A 22,480-nucleotide genomic window follows, 5' to 3' on the forward strand; every position below is an offset into this window, starting at 1 on the left:
CCAGCCCACAGGCCGGGTCCACCGGAACGCCGTTCCTGCTGCTGCGGACCATGCTCGGCCTCGAGCCGTACGAAGACGACCTGATAGTTGATCCGGTGCTGCCCGCCAGGTTCGGTCGCATCGAACTGCTTGACATTCCCGGACGCTGGGGCCGAATGGACGCCATCGGTAACGTGCACGTCGGCAACGCAGACACGGCCGACGCGTAAAGGCCGGTCCCCGGGCACCGGATCGTCACCCCGTGGACTACCACCGCCGCGCCGGGGAGCATCCGGACTGGGACGAATACCGGTCGGTGATGAGCTCCGACTGGAGGGTAGTCATGACGATGACGGCGACCACGCACAGCGGCAGGATCGGCTAATCAGAAGGTCACGGCGCGCCCGGAACTAGTCGAACGAACGCGGCTCGACGCCGGTCCCGAGGGACACGACCCGAGCCCCCAAGCGCTGGCCTACGGCGTCGTGGGTCTTACCGGACCACGCCGACGTGAACGCGGCCAAGAACCTTCTCGCCGCCGGGCTGGCGGTAACAGGGCGCGAAACCTCGCCGATGGGCGGTCCGCGAAGCGCCACCACCCGCAAAGTTCACGGCGTGAACACGTCTCAGCCACGGGAATCCTAACCGGAACGTGCAAGCTGCCGCTCTTCTGGTCACCCACGCGGGGACTCATGCAACGTTGAACGCTCCTCGTACCTCGCTTCCGCTTCTGACGTGGCTAGCCCGCCACCAGCGGGAACAGCGCTCGACGCCTGTTCGCCCGGCGTCTGCGTCTGGCATGGCTGCGGGCCGGTTGACGACGCTTGACAGTGTCTTGTGCCCCCTGTGTGCCCCACACCGCCGGCCCGTCTCCCGGGGCCAGGGGTGCCAACCACATCCGTTGGCCGAGCACGCTAGCGCCCTGGGAGCCCCGAGCTCGTCCGCCAGGCGGCTGGCTCAGCTCGGTGTCGTCTTTGGCGTCGTTACAGTAGCTTCCGGCGACTCGGCGGCCCTCGTCAATTTCCGAAGGTCGCAGTCGTCCCATATCTCTTCCGCGAAGCTGTACACGTATTCCAATCTGGAGACCGGCCTGACCTGTGCCACGTCAATCTTGTTCCATGCGCGTTCGGCGCCGTCCGCATAGGCGAACGTCAACTGAACGTCGCTGACGCCCGGCGTACGCTCATTTTCCTCTGACGACGTCTGGTTCAGCGACCAGACGCCCTGTCCGGAAACCAGCTTGGTCTTGTCGCCGTCCTTCTCGCGTAGTTCGGCGCGATGAAACTACCGTCGGCGTTGAGCTTGATCGTGCCCGCGTCCGGTCCGCTCCACGTGCCAGCAACGTCCGCCATTGTGATGTCCTCGGTGCCGTGACTACCGCACCCGACGACGGTCTCGCCCAAGGAGCAGGCCAGCATCGAGGGTGCGATCAGAACCATCGCCAAGACCGCAGCGCATCGCCTATTCACCGACAAACTCGCACATCACCTGTCGTCCGCACACCGCCAAGGTTGCACATCCGGCCGCACGCTCGGCGTCGCGCGGTCCACAGGTTCGCCCTCGTCCGGGCTTCGCCTGGGTTGCCGCGCAGCGGTCCGCTGGTCCGTTCGACGACCTTGCCCGGGCGCTACACCTTCGCGATGGCCGTACTTCACGACGTGACCGTTGTGGCTTATCGCGCCCGGCGCGACCGCACGGCGATCGTCGCGCCCGGGAGGCTGATCACCAGCGAGGCCACGGACAGCCCGACCGCCCACCAGACCCCCGCATCCGACTGGGTCGCAGGCGCGCTGCCCACGGCCAGAGCCGCCTGCCCGGTGCCTGTCGCCGTGGGCGATGCCGCGGGCACGAGCCGGAGCACTGGTGCGGGCCGCTCCGGCTCGTCGGCACCGGGGGCTGCCTCCTGGATCCAGCGCACGACCTCGCCGTCGCTGTAGTGCTGGAGCGTCTTGAATACCAGTTGATCGGTCGCGGGCAGCGGTCCGCCGCTCACGGAGAACTCGTCGTACTCACCCGGTTTGATCGCCGACTGCGGGTCCGCCGCAGTCCAGGTGACCTTGTCGATGACCTCGCTGATCTGCGCACCGTGCGCCTCGATCGGCGTGGCCAGCTTCTTCTTCGTGATCTCGTACGACCAGCCGGGGTGTGGCTTCATCGAGACCGAGGCCAGCGGGAAGCCGGTCGGGAACTGCACCTCGATCTTGGTGGTGCTCGCGTCGTCGCTCTCGGTGGGAACGCGGAACGTCAGGGCTGCATAGCCGCCCTGGGTGGCCGTGCCCGGGTTTACCGTCACGTGCGCGAACGCCGCCGTCGGCATGACGCCGACCAGGCAGGCCGCCACGCCTACGGTTACCAGGCTACGCACGGCTCGGCGAAGCAGGTGCATTCTCCAGTTTCCATTCATCGAGAATCATCATTCGAACAAGCGAGCTGCAGCCGCGATACGCACTACGGCACAGATACTCGCGCTAGCCGAGGCGGGCCAGCGTGGTCTTCATCAACGCCTTGACCTTCTCGTCGGAGTCGGCGCGCTTGCCTACGGCCTTGATCTGGGCGTAGCCGACATAGAGGATGGCGTTCTCCTTGTGCACCACGACGGTGACCAGATCGTCGTAGGTGTCCGGGTTCACCTCTGGGGGCGAGGTGTGTACGAGGTGCTGGGCGAACCCTTTCCACCCGTTGATCTCGATCGACCGGCTGCCGACCTTGTATTCGCCCACCACGGACGGCGGCCCGCCGAGCACGCTGAACGTCGCCGGACACTTGGTGGCCTCGGCCATCACGGTGTTCATCGTGCCGTCGACGAGCGAGGCGCTCTGGAAGACCACCGCACCCTGCGTGACTACCGGCAGTGATGACGGTCCCACGATCTGCGGCGCGACGATGATCCGTCCGGTCGGATTCCCACCCACCGGCTCGACCGCTGGCTCCACATTGACCTCGACGTCCTCGGAACGCTGGACGTACGGGCAGGTCGGGATGCTGTTCGGGGGCGTGTAGACGACGTGCGAGGAGTGGCCCTCGTCCTTGATCTCGGTCGCGCCTTCGCCCAGGTCACTGGGGCTGACGAGGCCGAACCGAATGGAGTCCACGGTGTAGGGCGGCTTGGCCAAGGGTTCCGGACTCCCGCTGGAGCAGCCGGCCAGGACGCCGAGGGCGAGCAAGCCGGCGGCGAACGCGGTCCATCGGCCCCGGGACCCCTTCCGGTCAGCGCCTCGCATGTGTCACCAAACCTTTCAGCGTGCCGTGAACTGGACGCGCACGGGTGTCTCGTCGAAGTCGGAGACTCGGATGTCCAGCCGCAGCACCCACACCCCGGGGAAGGGGATGGACATCGAGTTCGCCACGTAGTGGCCGGGTTCGGCCGCGGTGACGGTGATGGGCAGTGCCGGGACCTCGCGGTCGGGTGATTCGAGCTGACCGGAGATCTCGGGTACCGCGACCAGCGAGCCATCCGGGCCGGTGAGGTAGATGTCGGCCACGTTGCTGCCCGACCTCGCCGGCTCGATCTTCACCTCGACCGAGCTGTCCCGCAGCCCGGCGGCCGAGCCGGCCGCGGCGGCGGGAATGGGGACGGTGGTGTGCACCGGCGGCGCGTAGCTGGTGCGGGCCGGGGCGGTGTTGACGAGGACGGCCGTGATCGACACGACCGCGACCCCGAGCAGGATCTCGCCCACGACCGAGCGGCGCAGCCAGCGCACCGCGGCGGCGGGGGCGGCGTCGAGGCCGAGGGGTTCGCGGCCGCGCCGCCGCACGAACCGCCGCGCTCCGGCGGCGAGACCCACCACGGCGAGGACGACGGCGAGCTTGCCGAGAAGCAGCCGCCCGAAGTCGGTCGCGCCGACCGCGGCCCACGTCCCCACCTGCCGCCAGGACAGGTAGACGCCGGTCGCCGCGACCACCGCGAAGCAGACCTGCGCGAGCCGGGAGAACCTGGGCAGCGCGGGCTCCAGGGTGATGACCTTGCTGGTCTCCCGCCTCCCGGTCGGGATGAGTACGCAGATCGCGAGCGTGATCAGGCCGCCCAGCCACAGGGCCATGGCGAGTAGGTGCAGGCTGGTCGCCGGCACGGCCAGCCAGGTCTGCACGCCGGTCTGCGCGTGATCCGCCAACGCCCAGGTCAGCGTCAGGGCGACAGCGCCGACCGCGGCGACCGCGGGCAGGACGATCCGGCGGGTGGCGCCGGCGCCGGCCGTCGCGGCCGGGGCAGAGGGAGAGGGAGAGTTGGGGCGTACGGCGATCCCGAAGGCCACGCCGAGGGCGAGCACGATCACCAGCCGCGCCAGCAGCGCGTGGCCCAACCGGGTGGACAGCGCCGCGCCGAGCAGGTCCGGGTCGAACACTCCGGCCAGCGACGTGCCGGCGGCGTACGGCCCCTGTACGAGCAGGACCACCACGGTGCCGGCGGTCAGCACGCCGAATCCTGACCACACGATGCGCCGGCCACGGCGGTCGGTGCGGCCAGCGGGCCAGAGCACGGCCACGAACAGCGCGCCACCGAGGGCGAGGGCCACCCCGAGAAAGGCAAGGGCGCGGCCGACGGCGTCGACGACGAGGACGGCACGGTCGGCGTCCTGCTCCACTGGCGCGGCCGTAGCACTCGGGTGGCCGATGCTGAAGCTGAACGCGCCCGACACCACGTGCGAGTCCGCGGAGGTGACCCGCCAGGCCAGGACGTAGGTTCCCTCGGTCAGATCCGTGGGCAGGCTGACCCGCGCCGTGTTGGCCTTCCCGTCCAGGTGACCGGGGGTGCCGATCGCCAGCTTCTTCGCGTTCGTGTCGAGCAGCTGGATCGACCGCTCGTTGAAGCTGACCGCGTCGTCGAAGCGAAGCCGGACCTCCGCCGGGGGCGAGGCCAGGACCTCGCCGTCGACCGGCGAAGTCTCCAGCAGGTAGGCGTGGGCGTACGCCGGATGTGTGGTCGCGGTGGACGCGAGGTCCGTGACCAGGCCGCCGGTCGCGAGGAGGACGACCACCGCCAGCCGCGTGACCAGCCGGGCCCAGCGATGGCGTGCGTAGTGCATCTGCGTCATCCGACCTAGTCCGTACGCAGCTTGCTGGCCAGGATGAGCTTGCCGCCCCTCACTTGGGCGACGATGTAGTTGTCGTACGTCAGGGAGTGATCGGCGGCGAAGCGGAGCGTTCCGGTGAAGGTGGTGAAGTTCTCGAGCCGCGGGAGGTTGTCGACGACCTTCGGGGGTGCCGTGCCCCCCGCCTGGCGCACCGCCTGCGCCAGCGCGCGGAGCGCGTCGTAGGCCTGCATGGCGTCGCGGCCCGGCTCCCGTTGGTAGCGATCCTTGAAACGGGCAGCCCAGTCCGCCGCTGCGGGGAGAAGCCGTGGGCCCGCGGCCATGGCGAGGTATGCGTCCTCGGCCGCCGCGCCGGCCGCCTGCAGAAACTCGGGGCTGTCCGACTCAGCGGAGGCCATGAAATGGCCGGCGTAGCCGGCCTGACGTAGTGCGCTCACCAGTCGTCCACCTGGTTCCGCGGCCCCCGCCCAGTAGACGAAGTCCGCCTTGGCAGCGGTCACGGTGCTGGCGAGCTTAACGAGATCAGGAGCGTTCGCTTCGGCGCTCTGCCTGCTCACCGTCAGGCCGTCTGCCTTGACCCGGTCGGTCACCAGGCCGGACAGCCGCTGTGCGGCCGGTGAGCCGTCATCGAACACCGCCACCCGCTGCGGGCTCCGGTAGCCCATCCAGTGCACCGCGGCCAGCGCCTCCTGATAGACCGTCCCCTCCATCGGGAACACCGACGGCACCCCGGCCTCGATCAGCCGGTCGGCGCGGGCGGAGGAGACCAGGAACGGCGTGCCAGCCGCGGCCACGGCGTTCGCCGCCGCCACCGCCGCATCCTCACACAGCCCGCCGACCACCCCCACGACCTTCTTGGCGGCCAGCCTGGTTGCCCCCTGCTCGCCGGTCGCCGGCGCGCAGCCGCCGTCCTCGACGGCCAACTTCACCTGCCGCCCCAGCACACCGCCCTGATCGTTGATCTCAGCGGCGGCCAGCTGCGCCCCGTCGACGAGGTCCTGCCCACGCTCAGCCAGGTCGCCTGACAGCGGGGCCAGCACCCCGAACGTGATCTCGCCCCGCGGCCTCGGGGCGCCCCCGCCCTCGTCAGAGGCAGAGCACGCGGCGAGCAGACCGCTCACCACCAGCGCGGTCGCGCCCAGCGCGGCCACGCGCACGGCACCTCTGCGTCGCACCGTTCTACCTCCATGTCCGTCACCACCGAAAGCCGGCCCGGGCGCAGCGGTCGCCGCGCTCGGGCCGGTGCTTTCGCTCAGACGGTTACTTGTCGCACGAGTTCCAACAGATCTTGTCGTCCGGCGGGCCGGCCAGCTTGCCGTCGAACCGCAGGACGTCGACGCCCCGGTTGTAGTCCGCGACGTAGACCAGCCCGTTGTGCCAGTAGACGGCCGACGCCGAACCGCCGGTCACGCCCTGGCCCGACGGCACGCGGAAATAGCCGACCTGCGTCGGGTTCCTCGGATCCGACACGTCGAGGAAGCGAGTGCCCTGCCCGTACCACCCCTGCGCCACGATGTTGCCGTTCACCGTGAACCAGTGCGCGGAGCAGCTACCCGTGGTGGCCGACCCTTCCTTGCCCCACGGCGACCAGTGGCTGAGCAGTTCCAGCCGGAACGGGTTCTCCGGCGTGGAACGCCAGCTCTCGCCGTCGTAGCTGCCCTTCAACGAGGCGATCTTGAACTCGCCCGCCTGCGCGCAGGACGTGACGTTCTCGTTGGTGATGTAGAGCAGCTCGCCCTTGTCGAAGGAGCCGACCTTCTCGGTGGGGTGATAGGCGTTGTGGTCGAAGAAGTCGTAGAAGGCGGTGCCCGCCGGGTTGATGGGAGTGACGGTCCCGCCCGCGTACGGCACCGGGTCGTACGCCGTCGCGACGCGGTTGCGCTTCTGCACCGGGTCGTAGTGGTTGCCCTCGGTCCAGTAGCCGCGTACGCCACCCTCACCGGAGACCCAGGCGATGCCGTCCTTGTCGACGTCAACGCTGTGCACGTAGTCGGTGACCCCGTCGAGCCGATCGAGATCGACCGCCCGGTCGAAGGTGTACGGGTGCTTGATGTCGTGGATGTCGGTCACCCGCACCGGGACGCCGTTCCAGGAGGGGTCGTGGCCTGGCGTCCCCGTGTTGGCCGGACCGACCGACCACAGGTACTTGCAGTCGTTGATGCAGGTGGACGTGTGCCCGGCCGGAATCGGGTGGAAGGTGACGATCTCCGGCTTCCACGGATTCTTGACATCGACGATGTAGACGCCGGACTGACCGGTCTTGACGGTGCCGCCGAAGCCGCGCGGGTCCCGAATGAGGAAGACCAGCTTGCGCTTCGGGTCGACGGTCATGTTCTCGCCTTCCCAGAACCTGTCCTGGGTGTCCCCCGGCAGGCGCAGCTCGGCCGCCGTGATCTTCGAGACCAAGGCCGGGTGCTGGGGGTCCTCCAGCGACCAGACGGCGAGGCCGCCGGTGCCGTTGGCGAACATGAAGTCGTAGCCGTACTTGTCGTACTTGATGAAGTTCAGCGCCGAATAGCCGCTGACTCCCCTGACGTTGTCGATGAACGTGACGTTCTTTGCAACGGCGGTCGTCGGCACATTGTGGATGTCGTCGAGGACCGCGCCGCCGTGGGCGGAGTTGTCCGACGGGCTCGATCCTGGCGGCTCGGCGGCAGATGCCGCGCCAGCTCCACCCAGCTGCACTGCCACAGCCGTCGCCAGAGCGACGGCACCCGCCACGAGGGGTTTCGTTTTCACCACGTTTCTCCCTTTGGCATTTCTCCCTTGGCGACCCTCAGCGCAGCTTGGGCACCGCACGGCCGAAGAGCCCACGTGGCACGACACTAAAGACGGCACGAGCGGGGCGCCATGGTGCAGTTGTCGAGAACGCCGCCGTACAGCTCCGTCAATCGTCGTGATCATGCAGGGGAGCATCACGCCGGTCAACCCGTTGCCAGCAAAACCACCGGCGCCATCGTGGCTGCTCCCCGGGCGGGAATGTCGGCGGTACGCGCCGTCCACGTACACTCGCACAGCCGTGAGATGCGGTCCGAACCCCAGGGGGAATGCTGCATGCCGTTGACTCTTGTGGCGGACCGCGTCACCGTAGGTTACGGCGAGGGTCCGGCGGTGTTGCGTGACGTGTCGATCACGGTGCCCTCCGGTCAGATGCTCGCGGTGACCGGGTCATCCGGGGCCGGCAAGACCACGCTGTTGCGCGCCATGGCCGGGCAGCTTCGGCCCACGGCCGGCGCGGTTGCGGTGGCCGGCGAGCCGTTGCGGGACCGCGATCATGCGGTGGCCCGGCGGGTGGTGCTGATCCCGCAGCACAATGGACTGGCGACCATCCTGACCGCCGAAGAGAACCTGCAGGTCGTGCTGGTGGCGAACGGGGTGGACGCCGACGATGCCCGCCGGCGCACCGCCGAGTGGTTGGAGCGGGTCGGCCTCACCGGCCAAGCGAACCAGCTCGTCGAGGAGCTCTCCGGCGGCCAGCAGCAGCGTACGGCGATCGCCCGAGGCCTGGCGCTGCGCGGCGACGTGCTGCTGGCCGACGAGGTGACGAGCGAGTTGGACGCGGCGAACCGGCAACGGGTGCTCGACCTGCTGCGGGCCGAGGCGAGTCGGGGCGCGGCGGTCGTCGTGGCCACACACGACCCGGAGACGGCGGCGGCGTGCGAGGTCGAACTGCACCTGACGGACGGCCTCGCTGAGGTGGTGCGTCAGGGGACCGGCCTGATCGACGGGCTCGCAACGATGCCATAACGGCCTGGCCCGAAACCTCGTGTCGACAAATGGTCTCCCGTTAGCCTCTGCGGACGTCCGTCGACGACGAGGGTGGCCATGCTCCACTTGGTGTTCGGTGTGCTCGCCAGCCGAAAACGCCAGGCGTTGAGTCTCGCCTTGCTGGCCGTGCTCGCGCTCGCGGCGGGCACCGCGGCGCCCCTGTACGCCGCCGCTGCCGACCGCCAGGTGGTCTTCGCCGAGGTGGCAGCGGCGACCCCGATCGAACGCAGTGTCGCCATGACCGCGCAGGTCTCCTCCTCGGTAGGCGCCGCCGCCGCGCTCGCCGACCTGGTCAGCCAGCTCCGAGGCGCCGTGCGCCAGTCCGACCTGACCGAGATCACCGGGGGGTGGGTACGCGGCCGCGCGGTGGTCGCTGATGCGCCGACCGGGCCTCTGGGCGTGTCACTGGTCGTCCGCGACGAGGTCTGTCACCACCTCGCGCTGTCCGGCACCTGCCCGAGCAACGCGAACGAGGTGGCGATCAGCACGCCGACCGCGCGGCAACTCGGGCTCCACCCCGGCGCCGAGTTGAGCTACCAGGTGGACGGACGGGAGCAGCCACTGGCGCTGCGCGTCGTCAGCATCTACGACCCGGTTGGGCCGAGCGACGGTGGGCGGTACGCGACACCGGTGGCCGACCCGTACTGGGCGGGGCGGCACGAACTCGCGCCACAGCCGGTGCACGCGGCCAACCCGATCTTCACCTCGATGGCGACGCTGAGCGCGGCCGGACTCGAAACGATGGTCGGCACGGTGGATCTGGTCGCCGGGGAGCACGCGCTCACCCCCGAGAGCGTCCGCCGGCTCGCCCCGGCGTTGGCCCAGGCCAGCTACGGACCTGGTCTCGAGGTGGCCAGTGGCCTGCCCCAACTGCTGGCGCGCATCGAGCATACCCGGCAGGTGCTGCACCTGTCGGCGCCGCTGGGCGCGCTGCAACTGCTCGTGCTGTCCTGGCTCGTCCTGCTGCTGGCGGCGGGCTACGCCGCGGCGGAGCGCCGCACCGAGACGGCGCTCACCACCCTGCGTGGCGCACCGACCCGCCACCGCATCCTGCTCGCGCTCGGCCCCACCGCGCTGGTGCTGGCGGCCGCCGCACCGTTCGGGTTCGGCCTTGGTTGGCTCCTCGTACGTGCGATCACCTGGACCGTCTTCACCGATTCCGGTGCGGTTCCGGTCGACTCGACGAGCCTGGCGGCTGCCGGTATCACGCTGCTCGCGGTGCTCGCCGGCGCCGCGATCGCGGAGCGACGCTCGCACGGCGGACCGCTCGCCCATGCTCTGCGGCAGATTCCCCCACGCCGCAGGGTACCCACCGGCCTGGTCGAACTCGGCGCGATCGTGTTGGCGCTCGCCGCGGTCGCCCAGTCGATGACGAGTCGCCAGGCACCCGGTGGCGGCCTCCCGCTGCTCGCCCCGGCACTGCTGGCGCTGGTCGCCGGGATCCTCGCCGCGCGGTTGATGCGGTCGATCGCCGCCGCGCTCGGCGCGCGCAGCCTCCATCGCGGCCGGGTCGCCGTCGGACTGGCGGCCATCCAGATCGCTCGGCGTCGGGGGGCGGATCGGCTCGTCGCGCTGATCGTGGTCGCGTTGGCGCTGGTGGGTTTCGCGGCGAGCGCGTGGGATGCGCGGGGCCAGGCGATGCGCGACCGCGCCGCGGTGGAGTTGGGCGCCGCGCGGGTGCTCACCGTGCATGCCGTGTCTCGCCCGGCTCTGCTCTCCGCGGTCCGCGCGGCCGACCCGGACGGCCGCTGGGCGATGGCGGCGGCCAGGCAGACGACCAGCGACACCACGCTCGTCGCGGTGGACAGCCCTCGACTGGCCGCGGTCGCCCTGTGGCCGAGCGCCGCCGGCGCGTCGGCCCCGGCGCAGGTGGCCGCTACCCTGCGGCCGGCGGCGAACCCGCCGGTGCAGCTGACCGGGGCGGCGTTGGCTCTGGACGTCACCGTGCGCGAACCGTTGAGCCGGCCGTTGCCCGTGACGGTGGCGCTGACCGGCCCGCGTGGGGAGCCACTGACCGGCAGCTTCGAGATCACCGCCGAACCGGGCCGGCGCCAGTACCGCATCGAGGTGCCAGCCTGCGTCCAGCCGCCGGGCTGCCGCCTGGGGTGGCTGAGCTTTGCCAGGTCGCCGGACCGCCTCGTCCTGAACCGGATCGGGCAACTCGCACCGGAGCGACCGATCCTCGAGGGCCGTGCGCTGGCGGCTGCCGCGCGGTGGCGATCGGCCATCGGCGCCGAGGACGCGGTGCGCATCCACGGTGGCGATGAGGGCGTGGTGCTCAGCTATGCGCCGCCGCGCGACGCACAGACGGTCAGCACGGACATTCGGCTGCAGGTGGCCGACGCGCCGTTGCCGCTGCCCGTGGTCGCGGCGGCGCCGGCTCGGCTGGCTGATACGCAGGAGCTTCGGGCGGCGCCGGTGTTCGCCGGGCTACGGCGGGTCGAGGTGGCTCAGGCGCTGCCGGTGCTGCCCGGCGTCGGCAGCGACGGGATCCTGGCCGACCTGGAGTACGCGGACCGGCTCAGCGATCAGCAGGACAACGAGGCCGAGCTGCAGGTGTGGCTCGGCGCGGATGCCCCGGCCGACGCCGTTGCCCGGCTGCGCGCTGCCGGCCTGGTCCCGCTGCGCGACGAGGCCGTCGTGGACCGTGCGGCCCGTTACCGGATGCGGGGGCCCGGGCTGGGCCTGCTGCTGCAGCTGATCGCGTCGATCCTCACCATACTGCTCGCGGCGCTCGCCGTGGTGGTCCTGGCCGCCACGGACCGGCCACGGCGGGCCGTCGACTTGGACGCGCTGCGCCTCCAAGGCGTCGACCGGCGCACCGTCGCCCGCGCGGTTCGCGGCTGCTACCTCGCCCTGGTGGGCGTCGCCGTCCCGGTCGGCGCCCTCGCCACCGGCCTGGCGTGGGTCGCCGGACAAGGGGCCCTCGCGGCGTTCGTCGACCTGCCGAGCGCCCTCGCGATGCCCGGACCGCGCCTGGCGGTGGTCGTGCCGGCAATGCTCGGCGCCGCCGCCCTGCTGGTCGGCGTGGCCCTCCTGGCCGCGCACGGGCTGGCCAGAGCGACCGAGGCGCGGCCGCTCGACGCGGCGGAGGCGCGCGGATGACGACGCTGCTGTGGTCCATGGTGCGCGCGCGCTCGGCGGTCGCCGCGATCATGCTGGTCATCGGCATGGCCGCTGCGGCGGCCGCTGCCGCCGGGCCGCTCTACCGGCAGGCGGCGGGCGCCGCCATCGTGAGCGTCGAGGTCGACCGGGCGCCCGTGGCCGAGCGGCTGCTCAGCGCACAGCGCGTCGGAGATGACCAGAAACCACTGCTCGACGGCGAGCCGCCGCCGCTACCCCACCTGACCGGCTTCCGCACGATCAGCGGCCGTCAGGTCACCGGATCCGTCCTCGGCGACGCAGGTGGCGATCATCTCCGCCACAAGGTGTGGCTGGCCACCCGGACCGGTTTCTGCCGCGAGGTGGTGCTCACCGCGGGGCGGTGTGCGGTCGCGGACCATGAGGTGTTAGTGCGCGAGGACACCGCGGAGCTGACCGGCGCGCGGGTGGGCAGCGAGGTCGTGTTCGACCCCGCGGATACCCGGTCGCCGGTGGCGTTGAGCGTGGTGGGCCTCTATCGGACACCGCAACCGCAGGATGCCTACTGGGCGCAGCGGCGCAGCCTGGTGGGTGCTGACGGCGGGGTGTTCCTCACCACTGAGCGCACCGTCGAGCGAGCCGGCCGAACGGGTTTGCAGACGGTAGACCTGGTCGCCGGCCCGACCGCCTTCGCCAACCTGCAGCGGCTTCGGGTCGAGATCACCCGTGCGGCGGAAACGTTGGTGGCGGGCGGCTACACACCCGACACCGGCATCCGCGACCTCGCCGATCGGGTCGATCGCAACCGGCGAACGCTGGGCGACAGCCTGACCATCGCCATTCTGCCGCTCGTACTGCTGTGCTGGTTCGTGCTCTTCCTCGCGGCGGCGGGTGCGGCCGAGCAACGCCGTGGCGAACTCGGTCTGGCGGTGCTGCGCGGAGTACCGACGAGGCTGCGCTGGCTGTTGCCGAGCGTCGAGACCGCACTGCCGATGCTGCTCGCGGCGGTGCCGGGGTACCTGGTCGGCCTCGGCGCGACAGCGGCCTACTCCGCGCTGGTGCTGCCGGGCGCCCCCGACGTGAGTCCCTCTTGGACGTCCATGGCGTACGCGGCCGCGGCGGTGCTGGGCGCGCTGCTGGCCGGCCTGCTGGCGCAGGTACGCATCCTCACCGCGCCACTGCTGAGCCTGCTGCGCCGGGTGGGCGCCAGGCGCCGCTCCGGCGTGGTCGGAGCCGCTGAGGTCGTGATCGGCGCGCTCGCGATCGCCGCCGGCTACCAGCTCTCGCTCACCGGCGGCGAGGTCGACAGCGGTGGCGGTGGGATCGCCCTGGTCGCACCGCTGTGCATAAGCCTCGGCCTGGGCCTGGTGGCGTCCCGCGCTCTGGTGTCGCCGGCGGACCGGCTCGGCCGCTGGGCACTGCGGCACGGCCGGCTGGCACTGGGCATCGCGGCGATGACGCTCGCGCGGCGCCCCGAGTCGAACCGGATCGTGGCGCTGCTGACGGTGGCCCTCGGGCTGGTGGGTTTCGCGGTGACCGCGAACGACACCGCGCAGCGGGCATGGACGCAGCGCTCCCGGCTTGAGACCGGCGCGGCGCGTGCCCTGTCGGTCCAGCAGGCGTCGGTACCGGCCCTGCTGGCGGCGGTACGCACGGTCGATCCGCAAGGCACGTACGCGATGGCGGTGGCCGGCTTCCAGGTGCCCGGCACGCCACCCGTGCTCGGCGTGGACAGCGCCCGGCTGGCAAACGTGGCGATCTGGTCGTCGGAGTTCGGGCCGCTCTCGCCCGCCGACGTGGCGCAGCGGCTACGGCCGGCCCCGCCTCAGCCACTGGAACTCCGGGCCGCCCGACTGGAGCTCACCGTCACCCTCGTCGACATCGCGCCGGGCGCGACGGCGCGCGTAGGCGTGCGGCTGACCACGCAGAGCGGAGCAGTGGTGGTGGCGCGAACCGACGAGCTACGCCCCGGCGAGCATCGCTATTCGATCGCGGTGCCACCGTGCACGGAGGCTGCCTGCCGGCTCGACGAGATCGCGCCGGAGATGTCCGTGACGCGGCGGCACCGCATCAACCTGATCCTGGGCCCGATCCGGGACGGCACCAACGGCGCCCTCCTCACCGATACCGCCCGCATCGCCGAACCGGACCGATGGCGGCAACCGACACCCAGCGCCGCCCGACCGGTTGCCGAACTGCGCGGCACTCCGGGCGGACTCGGCATGGCAGTGGACTCGCCCCTCTGGGCCGACCTGCGGATCTTTCCCGCCACGGTCGCGGAGCCGTTGCCGATGGTGGCTACCGCGCCGCTGCCCGACGACGTCCTCGGCCACGGCGGCGCGCGCCGCATCGAGGTCACCCGGGCTGGGGAAGCGGCCCTCGTGCCCCGCCACGGTACGGCTGGCGCACTGGTCGATCTCGAATACGCCGACGAGCTGAGCCTGGACGTCGACCCCGCTTCCATGGAGGTGTGGCTCGCCGCCGACGCACCCCCCGATGTGGCCGATCGGTTGCGGGCAGCCGGCTTGACGGTGACGGATGACCGCAGCGTGGTGGCGCGACGGGCCGTCCTCGCCAGCCAGGCGCCCGCATTCGCCCTGCGGTTCCTGCTCATGGCCGCGTACGCGGCAGTGGTCTTCGCCATGGGCTCGATCCTGGTGACCGCGGCCCTGGAACGCGGCCACCCGGCCGACGGCCTGGCCGCGCTGCGGGAGCACGGCGTCCCGGGGCGAACCCTGCGCGCGGTTGCCGTGTTGCGTCGCTGCGGCCTCGTCATCCTGGCGGCCGCACTCGGACTGGCCGCCACCGCCGTGTCATGGTGGTTGGCCAGGGACGTGCTACCGATGTACGTGGCGGCGGAGCGGACAATGGCGGTGCCGCCCCCGGTGGTGCCGACCATCGCGGGGGTGGCGGTGCCGGTGGCCGGCGCCGTCCTGGTTCTGCTCCTCACCTGCTGGTTCGCCGGCCGGCTGGCGAGCGGCAAGAGACAAGGGCGTGGCACATGACCGGACTGGCCGTGGTGTGCCGCAGGGTGATGCACATCTATCGCGCCGAGGGCAGCGACGTGGTGGCGCTGGCCGGTGTCGATCTGGACATCGCGCCCGGGGAGACCCTCGCCCTCGTCGGGCCCTCGGGATCCGGCAAGTCCACCTTGATCGCTCTCCTGGCCGGCCTGATGCGGCCAAGCGCCGGACGGGTCCAGATCGGAATGGTGGACATCGGACGGGTCAGCGAGGCCGAGCTCGCCCGGTTACGCGGCACGGATCTGGGCGTGATGCTGCAGGGGGCCCGACGCAACCTGCTGCCGTACGCCACCGTGCTCAGCAACCTGTGGCTCGCCCAGCGCCGCGCCGCCCAGGTGCGGCCGGCCGATGTCGAGCCGCCAGAGCGGATCCTGGCACTGCTGGGGCTGACCGGGCTCGGTCATCGGCGTGTCCGGGACCTCCCGCCAGGCACGGCGCAGCGCGTCGCGATCGCCGTCGGCATCGCCGCCTCGCCCGGCCTGCTGCTCGTCGACGAACCGACCAGCCAACTGGACCGCGGAGCCCGCGACGAGGTGCTGAACGCGCTGGCCACCGTCAACCAGGAACGCGGTACGACGATCGTCGCGGTCACTCATGACCCGGAGGTGGGTGCCCGGCTCGGCCGGGCCGTGACCATCCGCGATGGCCGGGTCGGCTCCGAGGGCCGCAATGGGCGGGAGTTCGCGGTGATCGCCGGCGATGGCACAGTGCAGCTGCCCCCCGAGGTATTGGATTCCTTCCGGCCAGGCGCGCTGCTCGCGATAGAGCACACCGACGGCCGCGTCACGCTGATCGCCGACGATCACGGATCGGGCTGACCAGCCGCGTCCTGGTGCACTTCACAGCCCGCGACGGAAACTGAACAACAACCCAGGCGGTCCACCTGGTTGAAATCCTCGAACCGCACCTATCAAGCGTCTGACCGGAAAATGAGCCTGACCAGGGCGGGTCTTGTGCAGGGGGCGTCGCCGGGCTGGTGGGGGCCGGTCCGGTGTGGTGTTGGTGGTTGTCAGGCGGCTGGTTGCAGGGTGACGGTGTGGCCGAGTGCTTCCAGTTCTCGGACGAGTCTGGTGACCTTGCGATTGGTGTTGATGCGCTTGTCGTAGTGGTCCGGGCCGAGGTCGTAGTAGTGGGCGGTCGGGTCGGCGAGTAGGTGCCAGATGATCACCAGGATGGAGCGGGCGACGGCTACGAGGGCTTTGCCTTTGCCTCGGCGTTTGACGATGCGTCGGTAACGTTCGGTGAGGAATGTGCCGTGGTTGCGGCCGGCTGTTGCGGCGGCTTGTCCGAGGACGGCTTTGAGGTATGGGTTGCCCTTGCCGGTGTTGCCGTTGCCGGTTTTGGTGCCGGATTGGATGGCGCGGGGGGACAGTTTGGCCCAGGAGACGAGGTGCCCGGCGGTGGGGAACCGGGTCATGTCCAGGCCGATCTCACCGATGATGAGTTGGGCGGTTTCGGGGCTGAGGCCGGGGATCTCGGCCAGGCGTCGCACCGCATTGTGGGCGGCGCCGGTGGTGGACGGCAGTTGCTGGTGTGGTGGGTCGTTGTCATCGCCGGCGGGATGTGGTGGCGCGGGGGTGGCCGGCTGGCCCAGTGTGCCGATCAGTTGCTCGATGCGGGTGGTGAGCGTGGCGATCTGCGTGTCGAGGCCGTCGATCTGGTCTAGCAGGATGCGGGCGAGTTCGCCGTGGTGGTCGTCGAACCGGCCGGTCAGCGCCTGTGTCAGGGCGGCGTGTTTGCTTCGCATGCGCCCGCGGGCCAGGCCTGCCAGCTGCTGCGGGTCACGCTGCCCGGCGATCAACGCCTCGATCATGTCGCGGGTCGAGAGGGTCTTCAGGGTGCTGGCCACCGCGGAGATCTTGATCAGGGCGTCTTCGAGCAGCTTCTCCAGCCGCTGCCAGTAACGCGTGCGGTCCCGGGTCAGGTCGGACCGCATCCGGGTGTAGTCCCGCAGGACACGGATCGGTGCTGGCGGCACGAACGACGGCCGCAGCAGTCCCTTTTCCGTCAGCTTGGCCAGCCACACCGCGTCCAGCTTGTCGGTCTTGGGTCGGCCGGGCACGTTCTTGACATCGCGGGCGTTGACCAGCTGCACGTCCAGACCCGCCGCTTCCAGCAGGTAGTACCAGATCCGCCAGTAGTCGGAGGTGGACTCCACGGTCACCTTGTCGATTCCCAGCTCCACCAGCCGATCGGCCAGGTCGCTGACCGTGTTGGTGGTTGCCGGCACCTGCCACACCCGGCTGGTGCGCCGCCCACTGACCCCAGCAGGCAGGCGGGTGCACACCATGCCGGATTCCTTGGCCACATCGACCGCGGCCACCCGCTGCAGGATCTGCTCGTGATCCGGGTCGGGGATCTCCTCGGGCACAGTCCTCATCTGACACCGCTCCCTCCCCGTGTGATGGACATCAGCCCAGCCGCCCGGGGGCCTCGGTCGGGAACCGAAATTCTGACCGGCGTGCTCGAAGCAACAGTGCGTGACCCTTCAGGTCGGGGCCCCAGCGTCAGACTCTGATACGGGTTCAACCTCCCAAGAAGCTGGCGACGTCAGCGGGCGACCGGACCACCATTTTCACGCCTGCGTGGCGTCCGGAACAGGTCGGAATGACTCTGATCCCAACGTCCCAGAGCTCCGCAGCCAACGTCGCCCGCGAGCCGGTCGCCGGGGCGACCAACTCGCGGGCGACGGCCTAGTACCAGGCTCGGTCGTCCTCGGGGGCGCCGACGAGGCGGGGTGCACCGCCCAGTCGATGGGCGCCGTGCTCATCGGGCTTGCTGCCGTCCGCGGCGGGCGTACTTGGCGCGGAACTTTTCCACCCGGCCCTCGGTGTCGAGTAGCCGCTGCTTGCCGGTCCAGAAGGGGTGGCTGGCGGAGGAGATCTGCACGTCGATGACCGGGTAGGTGTTGCCGTCGGTCCACTCGATCGTCTGGTCGCTGGTGGCGGTGGAGCGGGTGAGGAAGGCGAAGTCGGCGGCGCGGTCGCGGTAGACGACGGGCTTGTAGCTGGGGTGGATGTCGGGCTTCATGCGGGTTCTCCTTCGGTGTCGGTATCGGTCGGGTCGAGATCGGCGAGCGGGAAGCAGCCGGTGAACGGGTCGTCGTAGCCGCGCCAGGTGTCCTCGCCGTCGGCGAGTTCGGCGTCGGTGAGCAGGCAACTGGCGAGGGTGCGGTGCAGGCCGGCGGGGTCGAGGTCGAGGCCGATGAAGACGAGGTGCTGGTTGCGGTCGCCGTAGTAGGGGTCCCAGTCGAGGGCAGCGGCGAGCCGGCGATGGTCCGACGCCTCGTCCCAGTGCGGGTCAGGGAGTGCGGCCAGCCAGCGGCCGAGGGAGCCGAGGCTGAGGCCGCCGCCGGCGAAGTCCCAGGCGATGACGCTGTCCGGTTGGCTGGCCAGCCACAGGTGCCCTCGGGAGCGGATCACCTCGGCGTTGACCTCCTCGAGGACGTCGTGCAGCCGTCGAGCGTGGAAGGGGCGGCGGGCGCGGAAAACCACCGACACCACTCCGCAGTCGGGGTGCGGCTCGTGCAGGCCGAGGTGGTAGCCCTCCAACCCGCGGGTCAGGACGCCGGGGATCTCGGGGCGGTGCCGGCGGGTGCCGCGCAGCTGGCGGGTCAGCGCGCCGGCGTCGATGACGTTACCGTCGACCCGCACCTGTGTTGCCCATGGCACCATGCGGTCCAGCAGCACCGACAACCGGCTGGTGTCGTAGGCGCCCTCGCGGGACTGTCCGCACAGGACGAGGGTGTCGGCGTACTCGATCTGGCGGACGATGACGTCGGCGAGCCCGCGGTCGTCGTTGTCGGCGGCGTGGATGCCGAGGGTCTTGAGGTCGTCGGTGCTGGCCAGCCCGTCGAGCAGGTGCTCGGCGTCGACGACGGTGACGTACGAGTCGACGTGCAGCAGGTCGGTGATCGGCGCGCCGTCGACCAGGCAGTGCGCGCAGACGGCGGCGACGGCTTCCGGCTCGACCACCTCGGGCAGCATCAGTACCAGGTCGCGGTGCGGGTGGGCGCGCGCGAGCCGGGCGAGGGTCGGCAGCACGTCCTCGCGCAGGGTGCAGGAGACGCAGCTGTGCGCGAGTGTGATGCGCTCGTCCTCGAGTATTCCCTCGCCGTCGCGCACGATCCGGTGGACGGTGCCGGTGCCGAGGCCGGCGAGGTCGTGCCGGATCAGCAGCAACGACGGGTCCGCCGCGAGCAGGCTGCGGGCAACGGCGTACGTGGCGGACGGCCAGAAGCCACTGAGCACGGTCAACGACGGTCGGGCGTCGGACGCCGGAACTCCGGCGTTGGCCGGTGCGAGCGGGGACGTCGACATCACAGTCCTCTCGACTTAGTCGAAAACGATTGTCATTATAAGCACGTGGTCGACGGCGAGTGGCGGGCGAGGTCTTCTCGCATGAAACGCCACGGCGGCCTGGCGGCGTCGGGGGCGCAAGGTCGCGGTGCGGGTGTCACGTCCCGGCGTCTGGTCGGCACAGAGGTGACGCCCGCTTCGCTGCCGAGCCGGCGCGCCTCCTCTTGGGCCCACGACTCTGCTGGCCGTCCCGCTCTCGGGCCATTGCCCTGGAGGTGCTGGCTCGGTTCGTCAGTGCCGGTCGAGGTCGCTGGGGACCCCGAGTGGAGGCTGTCCGATCGGCCACGTAAGAATGAAAACGATTTTCGTTATGGCGAACCGTTCCTGAAGGAGTACTTGTGTCCCGTCGCTGTGATGTCACCGGCGCGAAGCCGAGCTTCGGCAACGCCGTGTCCCACTCCCACCGGCGCACCCGCCGACGGTGGAACCCCAACCTGCAGAACCACCGCTACTGGCTGCCCTCTGAGCGGCGCTGGGTCCGCCTGACGCTGACCGCCAAGGCGCTGAAGACCGTGGACCGTAAGGGCATCGAAAAGGTCGTCGCGGAGCTGCGCGCCCAGGGGGTGACGGTCTGATGGCCCGGCAGACCGACGTCCGCCCGATCGTCCGGCTGCGCAGCACCGCCGGCACCGGCTACACGTACGTCACCCGCAAGAACCGCCGCAACGACCCGGACCGGATGGTGCTGCGCAAGTACGACCCGGTCGTCCGCCGGCACGTCGAGTTCCGAGAGGCGCGCTGACATGGCCCGCAAGAGCCTCGCGAACCGACAGGCCCGCCGCGCCGACCTGGTCACCCGCCATGCGCAGCGCCGCGCCGAGCTGAAGCGGACCATCGCCCACCCGGACACCGAACCGGCGGTACGGGACGACGCCGTCCGCCAACTGGCGCAGCTGCCCCGCGACTCCAGTCCGGTGCGGCTGCGCAACCGGGATGTCATCGATGGCCGGCCGCGAGGTGTGCTGACCCGCTTCGGATTGTCGCGGGTGCGGTTCCGGGAGATGGCGCTGCGGGGCGAGCTGCCGGGGATCCGCAAGGCGTCCTGGTAACAACGCCAACCACCGGGCTGAGCGCCCGCGCCGCTGTCGGCGCGGGCGCTCGTCCTCCCGACAGCGGAGGCAACTGGAGCGGGTGCGTCAGCAGGGGATTGGTGAGTCCGGTTGGACAACCCGACGCGGCGTGGCTCCTCTCCGGGCCAGGCGAGGAGCCACGCTGCATCGACAGTTCGTCCGCGTCGGGCCCGTCGACGCCTGGCACGCTCATCTGCAGTGCTTGAGCACGTCCAGGACGAGAGAGACGGCGGGGACGCTGGTGAGCGCGTAGTGCATCCGGCCCTGCTGGCGGTAGCGGCGTACGAGGCGGGCGTGGCGCAGGTGCCGAAGCTGGTGCGACACGTGCGAGGCGGATAGCTGCAGCGAGCTGCTGAGTTCGGTGACGCACGCGTCGGCTCGCGTGAGCTGCTGCAGGATGCGGATGCGCGCCGGGTGGGCGATGGTGCGTAGCAGCTCGCTGATCTCCTCAATCGAGGCGGGCGCTGCGGTCACGGCGCGGTGAGGAAGATCGTGCGGAACCCGTCGCGCAGGCGGTGCACCGCCAGCGACCCGAGCAGGACGGCGGCGGCGGTCAGGGAGATGCTGCCACCGGCAGCAACATCCCATAGCCGGGAGAACCACAGTCCCGCGGCGGCGCTGCTGGCACCGAGTGTGGCGGCGAGAGCGGTCATGGGGGCGAGACGGTCGGTCCAGGCGCGGGCGGCCGCGGCGGGGGCGACGATGAGCGCCAGGGCGAGGATGGTGCCGACGGCGGGCACGATCGCGACGACGACGAGGTCGACCAGCAGCAGGAGAGCGAGGTCGAGCAGCCGGACGCGGTACCCGGCGGCGCGGGCGCCGGCGGGATCAAAACCGACGTATAGCAGGTGCCGGCCGCCGACGGCGAGCGCGACCGCCGTGACCGCCAACAGGGCGACGGTCACGACCAGGTTCTCGGTGGTGACGGTGAGGATCGAGCCGACGAGGAAGGCGGACAGGTCCCGGCTGAAACCGTTCTGAGTGGCGACCAGCGCGACGCCGAGCGCGAAACCGGCGGAGAGGATCACTCCGGTTGCGGCGGTGGCCTCTTGACCAGGGGTACGCGCCAGCGCGGCGACGGCGGCGGCGGTCAGCAGCCCGGCGACCACGCCGCCGAGGTAGATGTTGATGCCGAGGATGGACGCGGCGACCACGCCGGGGAACGTGGCGTGGGCCATGGTCATGGTGAAGAACGACAGCCGGCGCAGCACGACGTGCACGCCGACCAGTCCGGTGAGCACCCCTACGGTGATGGCTTCGACCAGGGCGCGGCCGAAGGTGTCCTGCAGTAGCCAGCTCACCGGGTCACCGTCGCAGCGGGTCGGTGCGGCCTGCGGCGGAGGTGGCCAGCGAGCAGGGCGAGCAGGTAGCAGGCCACGAGGGTGAGCACCACCGCGGCGGCGGAGGTGAGCCGGACGCCGTATCGGACGGAGGCGGTCCAGCTGGCCAGCAGGCCCAGGTAGGCGGCGAGGCCGGTGACGGCGGTGGCGATCACGGCCATGGCGGTGAGCCGGTCGGTCAGCAGGCGCGCGGTGGCGGCGGGCACGATGAGCAGGGCGATCACCAGAATGGTGCCGACGGCCTGCACGGCGGCGACGACGACCAGCGCGACGGCCGTGTTGAGCCCGAGATCGAGCAGGGTGAGGCGGTACCCGGCGGTGGCGGCGGCGATGGGGTCGAAGGCCCGCAGGATCAGCGGCCGGGCGGTGACGGCGAGGCCGGTGAGCACGATCGCGGCCAGCACGGCGGTCTGCGCGAGCTGAGCGGGGGTGACGGTGAGCAGCCGGCCGAACAGGAACGCGGTCAGGTCGCTGGTGTAGGAGTGCTGACGGGACACGAGCACCACGCCGAGGGAGAACATGGCGGTCAGCAGCACAGCCACGGTGGTGTCGTCGCTGAGCCGCCCCCAGCGGGTCAGCACGGTGAGCGCGACCGCGGTCAGCAGGGCGGCGACGAGGGCGCCGCCGGCGATGCCGGTCCAGCCGGCGACGAGGAATCCGATGACCACGCCGGGGAAGACGGTGTGGGTCAGCGCGTCGGCGACGAAGGCCAGCCGGCGCAGGAAGACCAGCACGCTGACCGGCCCGCACACCAAGGCGAGCAGGAGCAGCTCGGCGAGGGCGCGGCCCATGAACGGCACGCTGAACGGCGCGACGAGACTACTCATGGCG

19 protein-coding genes are annotated in these 22,480 nt (G+C 70.9%); 8 read left to right on the forward strand and 11 right to left on the reverse strand.

Annotated features, from left to right (window positions below; genetic code table 11):
* A partial coding sequence (locus FXF52_RS30040) for a hypothetical protein (RefSeq protein ID WP_148801795.1) occupies nt 1–209 on the forward strand: 209 nt, incomplete at its 5' end.
* A gap of 1,442 nt (nt 210–1,651) precedes the next feature.
* On the opposite strand, the gene FXF52_RS30050 is transcribed toward FXF52_RS30040, so the two are convergent.
* The 5 genes from FXF52_RS30050 to FXF52_RS30070 form a co-directional block, all read right to left on the reverse strand.
* Nucleotides 1,652–2,344, reverse strand: a complete 693-nt coding sequence (locus tag FXF52_RS30050; RefSeq protein WP_255472485.1) for a YcnI family protein — start codon at nt 2,342–2,344, stop codon at nt 1,652–1,654.
* 103 nt (nt 2,345–2,447) lie between these two features.
* Nucleotides 2,448–3,200 (reverse strand): hypothetical protein, encoded by a 753-nt coding sequence (locus FXF52_RS30055; protein ID WP_148801799.1) that lies wholly within the window; start codon nt 3,198–3,200, stop codon nt 2,448–2,450.
* Nucleotides 3,201–3,215: 15 nt separating this feature from the next.
* Nucleotides 3,216–5,003 carry a copper resistance protein CopC gene (locus FXF52_RS30060; RefSeq protein WP_187413798.1) on the reverse strand — a complete coding sequence of 596 codons (1,788 nt, stop codon included), beginning with the start codon at nt 5,001–5,003 and terminating at the stop codon, nt 3,216–3,218.
* Nucleotides 5,004–5,017: 14 nt separating this feature from the next.
* The gene (locus FXF52_RS30065) at nt 5,018–6,160 is read right to left on the reverse strand and encodes a branched-chain amino acid ABC transporter substrate-binding protein (protein ID WP_187413799.1); all 1,143 of its coding nucleotides are present in this window, start codon (nt 6,158–6,160) and stop codon (nt 5,018–5,020) included.
* Nucleotides 6,161–6,269: 109 nt separating this feature from the next.
* Nucleotides 6,270–7,748 (reverse strand): LVIVD repeat-containing protein, encoded by a 1,479-nt coding sequence (locus tag FXF52_RS30070; protein ID WP_148801805.1) that lies wholly within the window; start codon nt 7,746–7,748, stop codon nt 6,270–6,272.
* A 315-nt stretch (nt 7,749–8,063) separates the two neighbouring features.
* Here FXF52_RS30070 and FXF52_RS30075 point away from each other — a divergent pair, with 315 nt between their 5' ends.
* The 4 genes from FXF52_RS30075 to FXF52_RS30090 all read left to right on the forward strand — a co-directional run bounded on the left by FXF52_RS30075 (nt 8,064) and on the right by FXF52_RS30090 (nt 15,699).
* Nucleotides 8,064–8,756, forward strand: a complete 693-nt coding sequence (locus FXF52_RS30075) for an ABC transporter ATP-binding protein (RefSeq protein ID WP_148801807.1) — start codon at nt 8,064–8,066, stop codon at nt 8,754–8,756.
* Nucleotides 8,757–8,834: 78 nt separating this feature from the next.
* On the forward strand, nt 8,835–11,882 hold the full coding sequence (locus FXF52_RS30080) for an FtsX-like permease family protein (protein ID WP_148801809.1): 3,048 nt from the start codon (nt 8,835–8,837) through the stop codon (nt 11,880–11,882).
* Nucleotides 11,879–14,863, forward strand: a complete 2,985-nt coding sequence (locus FXF52_RS30085) for an FtsX-like permease family protein (protein WP_148801811.1) — start codon at nt 11,879–11,881, stop codon at nt 14,861–14,863. Before FXF52_RS30080 ends, FXF52_RS30085 begins: the two co-directional genes overlap by 4 nt.
* Nucleotides 14,860–15,699: an ABC transporter ATP-binding protein gene (locus FXF52_RS30090; RefSeq protein WP_148801814.1), complete on the forward strand. Its 840-nt coding sequence runs from the start codon at nt 14,860–14,862 to the stop codon at nt 15,697–15,699. Before FXF52_RS30085 ends, FXF52_RS30090 begins: the two co-directional genes overlap by 4 nt.
* A gap of 191 nt (nt 15,700–15,890) precedes the next feature.
* On the opposite strand, the gene FXF52_RS30095 is transcribed toward FXF52_RS30090, so the two are convergent.
* The 3 genes from FXF52_RS30095 to FXF52_RS30105 all read right to left on the reverse strand — a co-directional run bounded on the left by FXF52_RS30095 (nt 15,891) and on the right by FXF52_RS30105 (nt 19,200).
* Nucleotides 15,891–17,261 carry an IS110 family transposase gene (locus tag FXF52_RS30095; protein ID WP_148801816.1) on the reverse strand — a complete coding sequence of 457 codons (1,371 nt, stop codon included), beginning with the start codon at nt 17,259–17,261 and terminating at the stop codon, nt 15,891–15,893.
* A 386-nt stretch (nt 17,262–17,647) separates the two neighbouring features.
* The gene (locus FXF52_RS30100) at nt 17,648–17,911 is read right to left on the reverse strand and encodes a type B 50S ribosomal protein L31 (RefSeq protein ID WP_148801818.1); all 264 of its coding nucleotides are present in this window, start codon (nt 17,909–17,911) and stop codon (nt 17,648–17,650) included.
* Nucleotides 17,908–19,200: a GTP-binding protein gene (locus FXF52_RS30105; RefSeq protein ID WP_148801820.1), complete on the reverse strand. Its 1,293-nt coding sequence runs from the start codon at nt 19,198–19,200 to the stop codon at nt 17,908–17,910. Before FXF52_RS30105 ends, FXF52_RS30100 begins: the two co-directional genes overlap by 4 nt.
* A 377-nt stretch (nt 19,201–19,577) precedes the next feature.
* On the opposite strand from FXF52_RS30105, the gene rpmB reads away from it, so the two are divergent.
* Genes rpmB through rpsN form a run of 3 tightly spaced genes read left to right on the forward strand, consistent with a single transcriptional unit; the run spans nt 19,578 to nt 20,288 of the window.
* Entirely contained in the window at nt 19,578–19,814 is a 237-nt protein-coding gene (gene rpmB, locus FXF52_RS30110; RefSeq protein WP_089006389.1) for a 50S ribosomal protein L28, read from the forward strand.
* The gene (gene rpmG / locus FXF52_RS30115; RefSeq protein ID WP_089006390.1) at nt 19,814–19,981 is read left to right on the forward strand and encodes a 50S ribosomal protein L33; all 168 of its coding nucleotides are present in this window, start codon (nt 19,814–19,816) and stop codon (nt 19,979–19,981) included. The genes rpmB and rpmG overlap by 1 nt, the downstream gene beginning before the upstream one ends.
* 1 nt (nt 19,982) lies before the next feature.
* Nucleotides 19,983–20,288 carry a 30S ribosomal protein S14 gene (rpsN, locus tag FXF52_RS30120; protein WP_148801822.1) on the forward strand — a complete coding sequence of 102 codons (306 nt, stop codon included), beginning with the start codon at nt 19,983–19,985 and terminating at the stop codon, nt 20,286–20,288.
* 210 nt (nt 20,289–20,498) lie between these two features.
* On the opposite strand, the gene FXF52_RS30125 is transcribed toward rpsN, so the two are convergent.
* From FXF52_RS30125 to FXF52_RS30135, 3 genes are read right to left on the reverse strand one after another with little or no spacing between them, the layout of a single operon-like run.
* Nucleotides 20,499–20,783, reverse strand: a complete 285-nt coding sequence (locus FXF52_RS30125) for a helix-turn-helix transcriptional regulator (protein ID WP_187413801.1) — start codon at nt 20,781–20,783, stop codon at nt 20,499–20,501.
* Nucleotides 20,780–21,610 (reverse strand): metal ABC transporter permease, encoded by an 831-nt coding sequence (locus FXF52_RS30130; protein WP_255472488.1) that lies wholly within the window; start codon nt 21,608–21,610, stop codon nt 20,780–20,782. The genes FXF52_RS30125 and FXF52_RS30130 overlap by 4 nt, the downstream gene beginning before the upstream one ends.
* Nucleotides 21,607–22,476 (reverse strand): metal ABC transporter permease, encoded by an 870-nt coding sequence (locus tag FXF52_RS30135; protein WP_148801826.1) that lies wholly within the window; start codon nt 22,474–22,476, stop codon nt 21,607–21,609. Before FXF52_RS30135 ends, FXF52_RS30130 begins: the two co-directional genes overlap by 4 nt.
* Between the last annotated feature and the right edge of the window lie 4 nt (nt 22,477–22,480).

It is taken from the genome of Micromonospora sp. MP36, assembly GCF_008119785.1.
Classification (GTDB): Bacteria; Actinomycetota; Actinomycetes; order Mycobacteriales; family Micromonosporaceae; genus Micromonospora.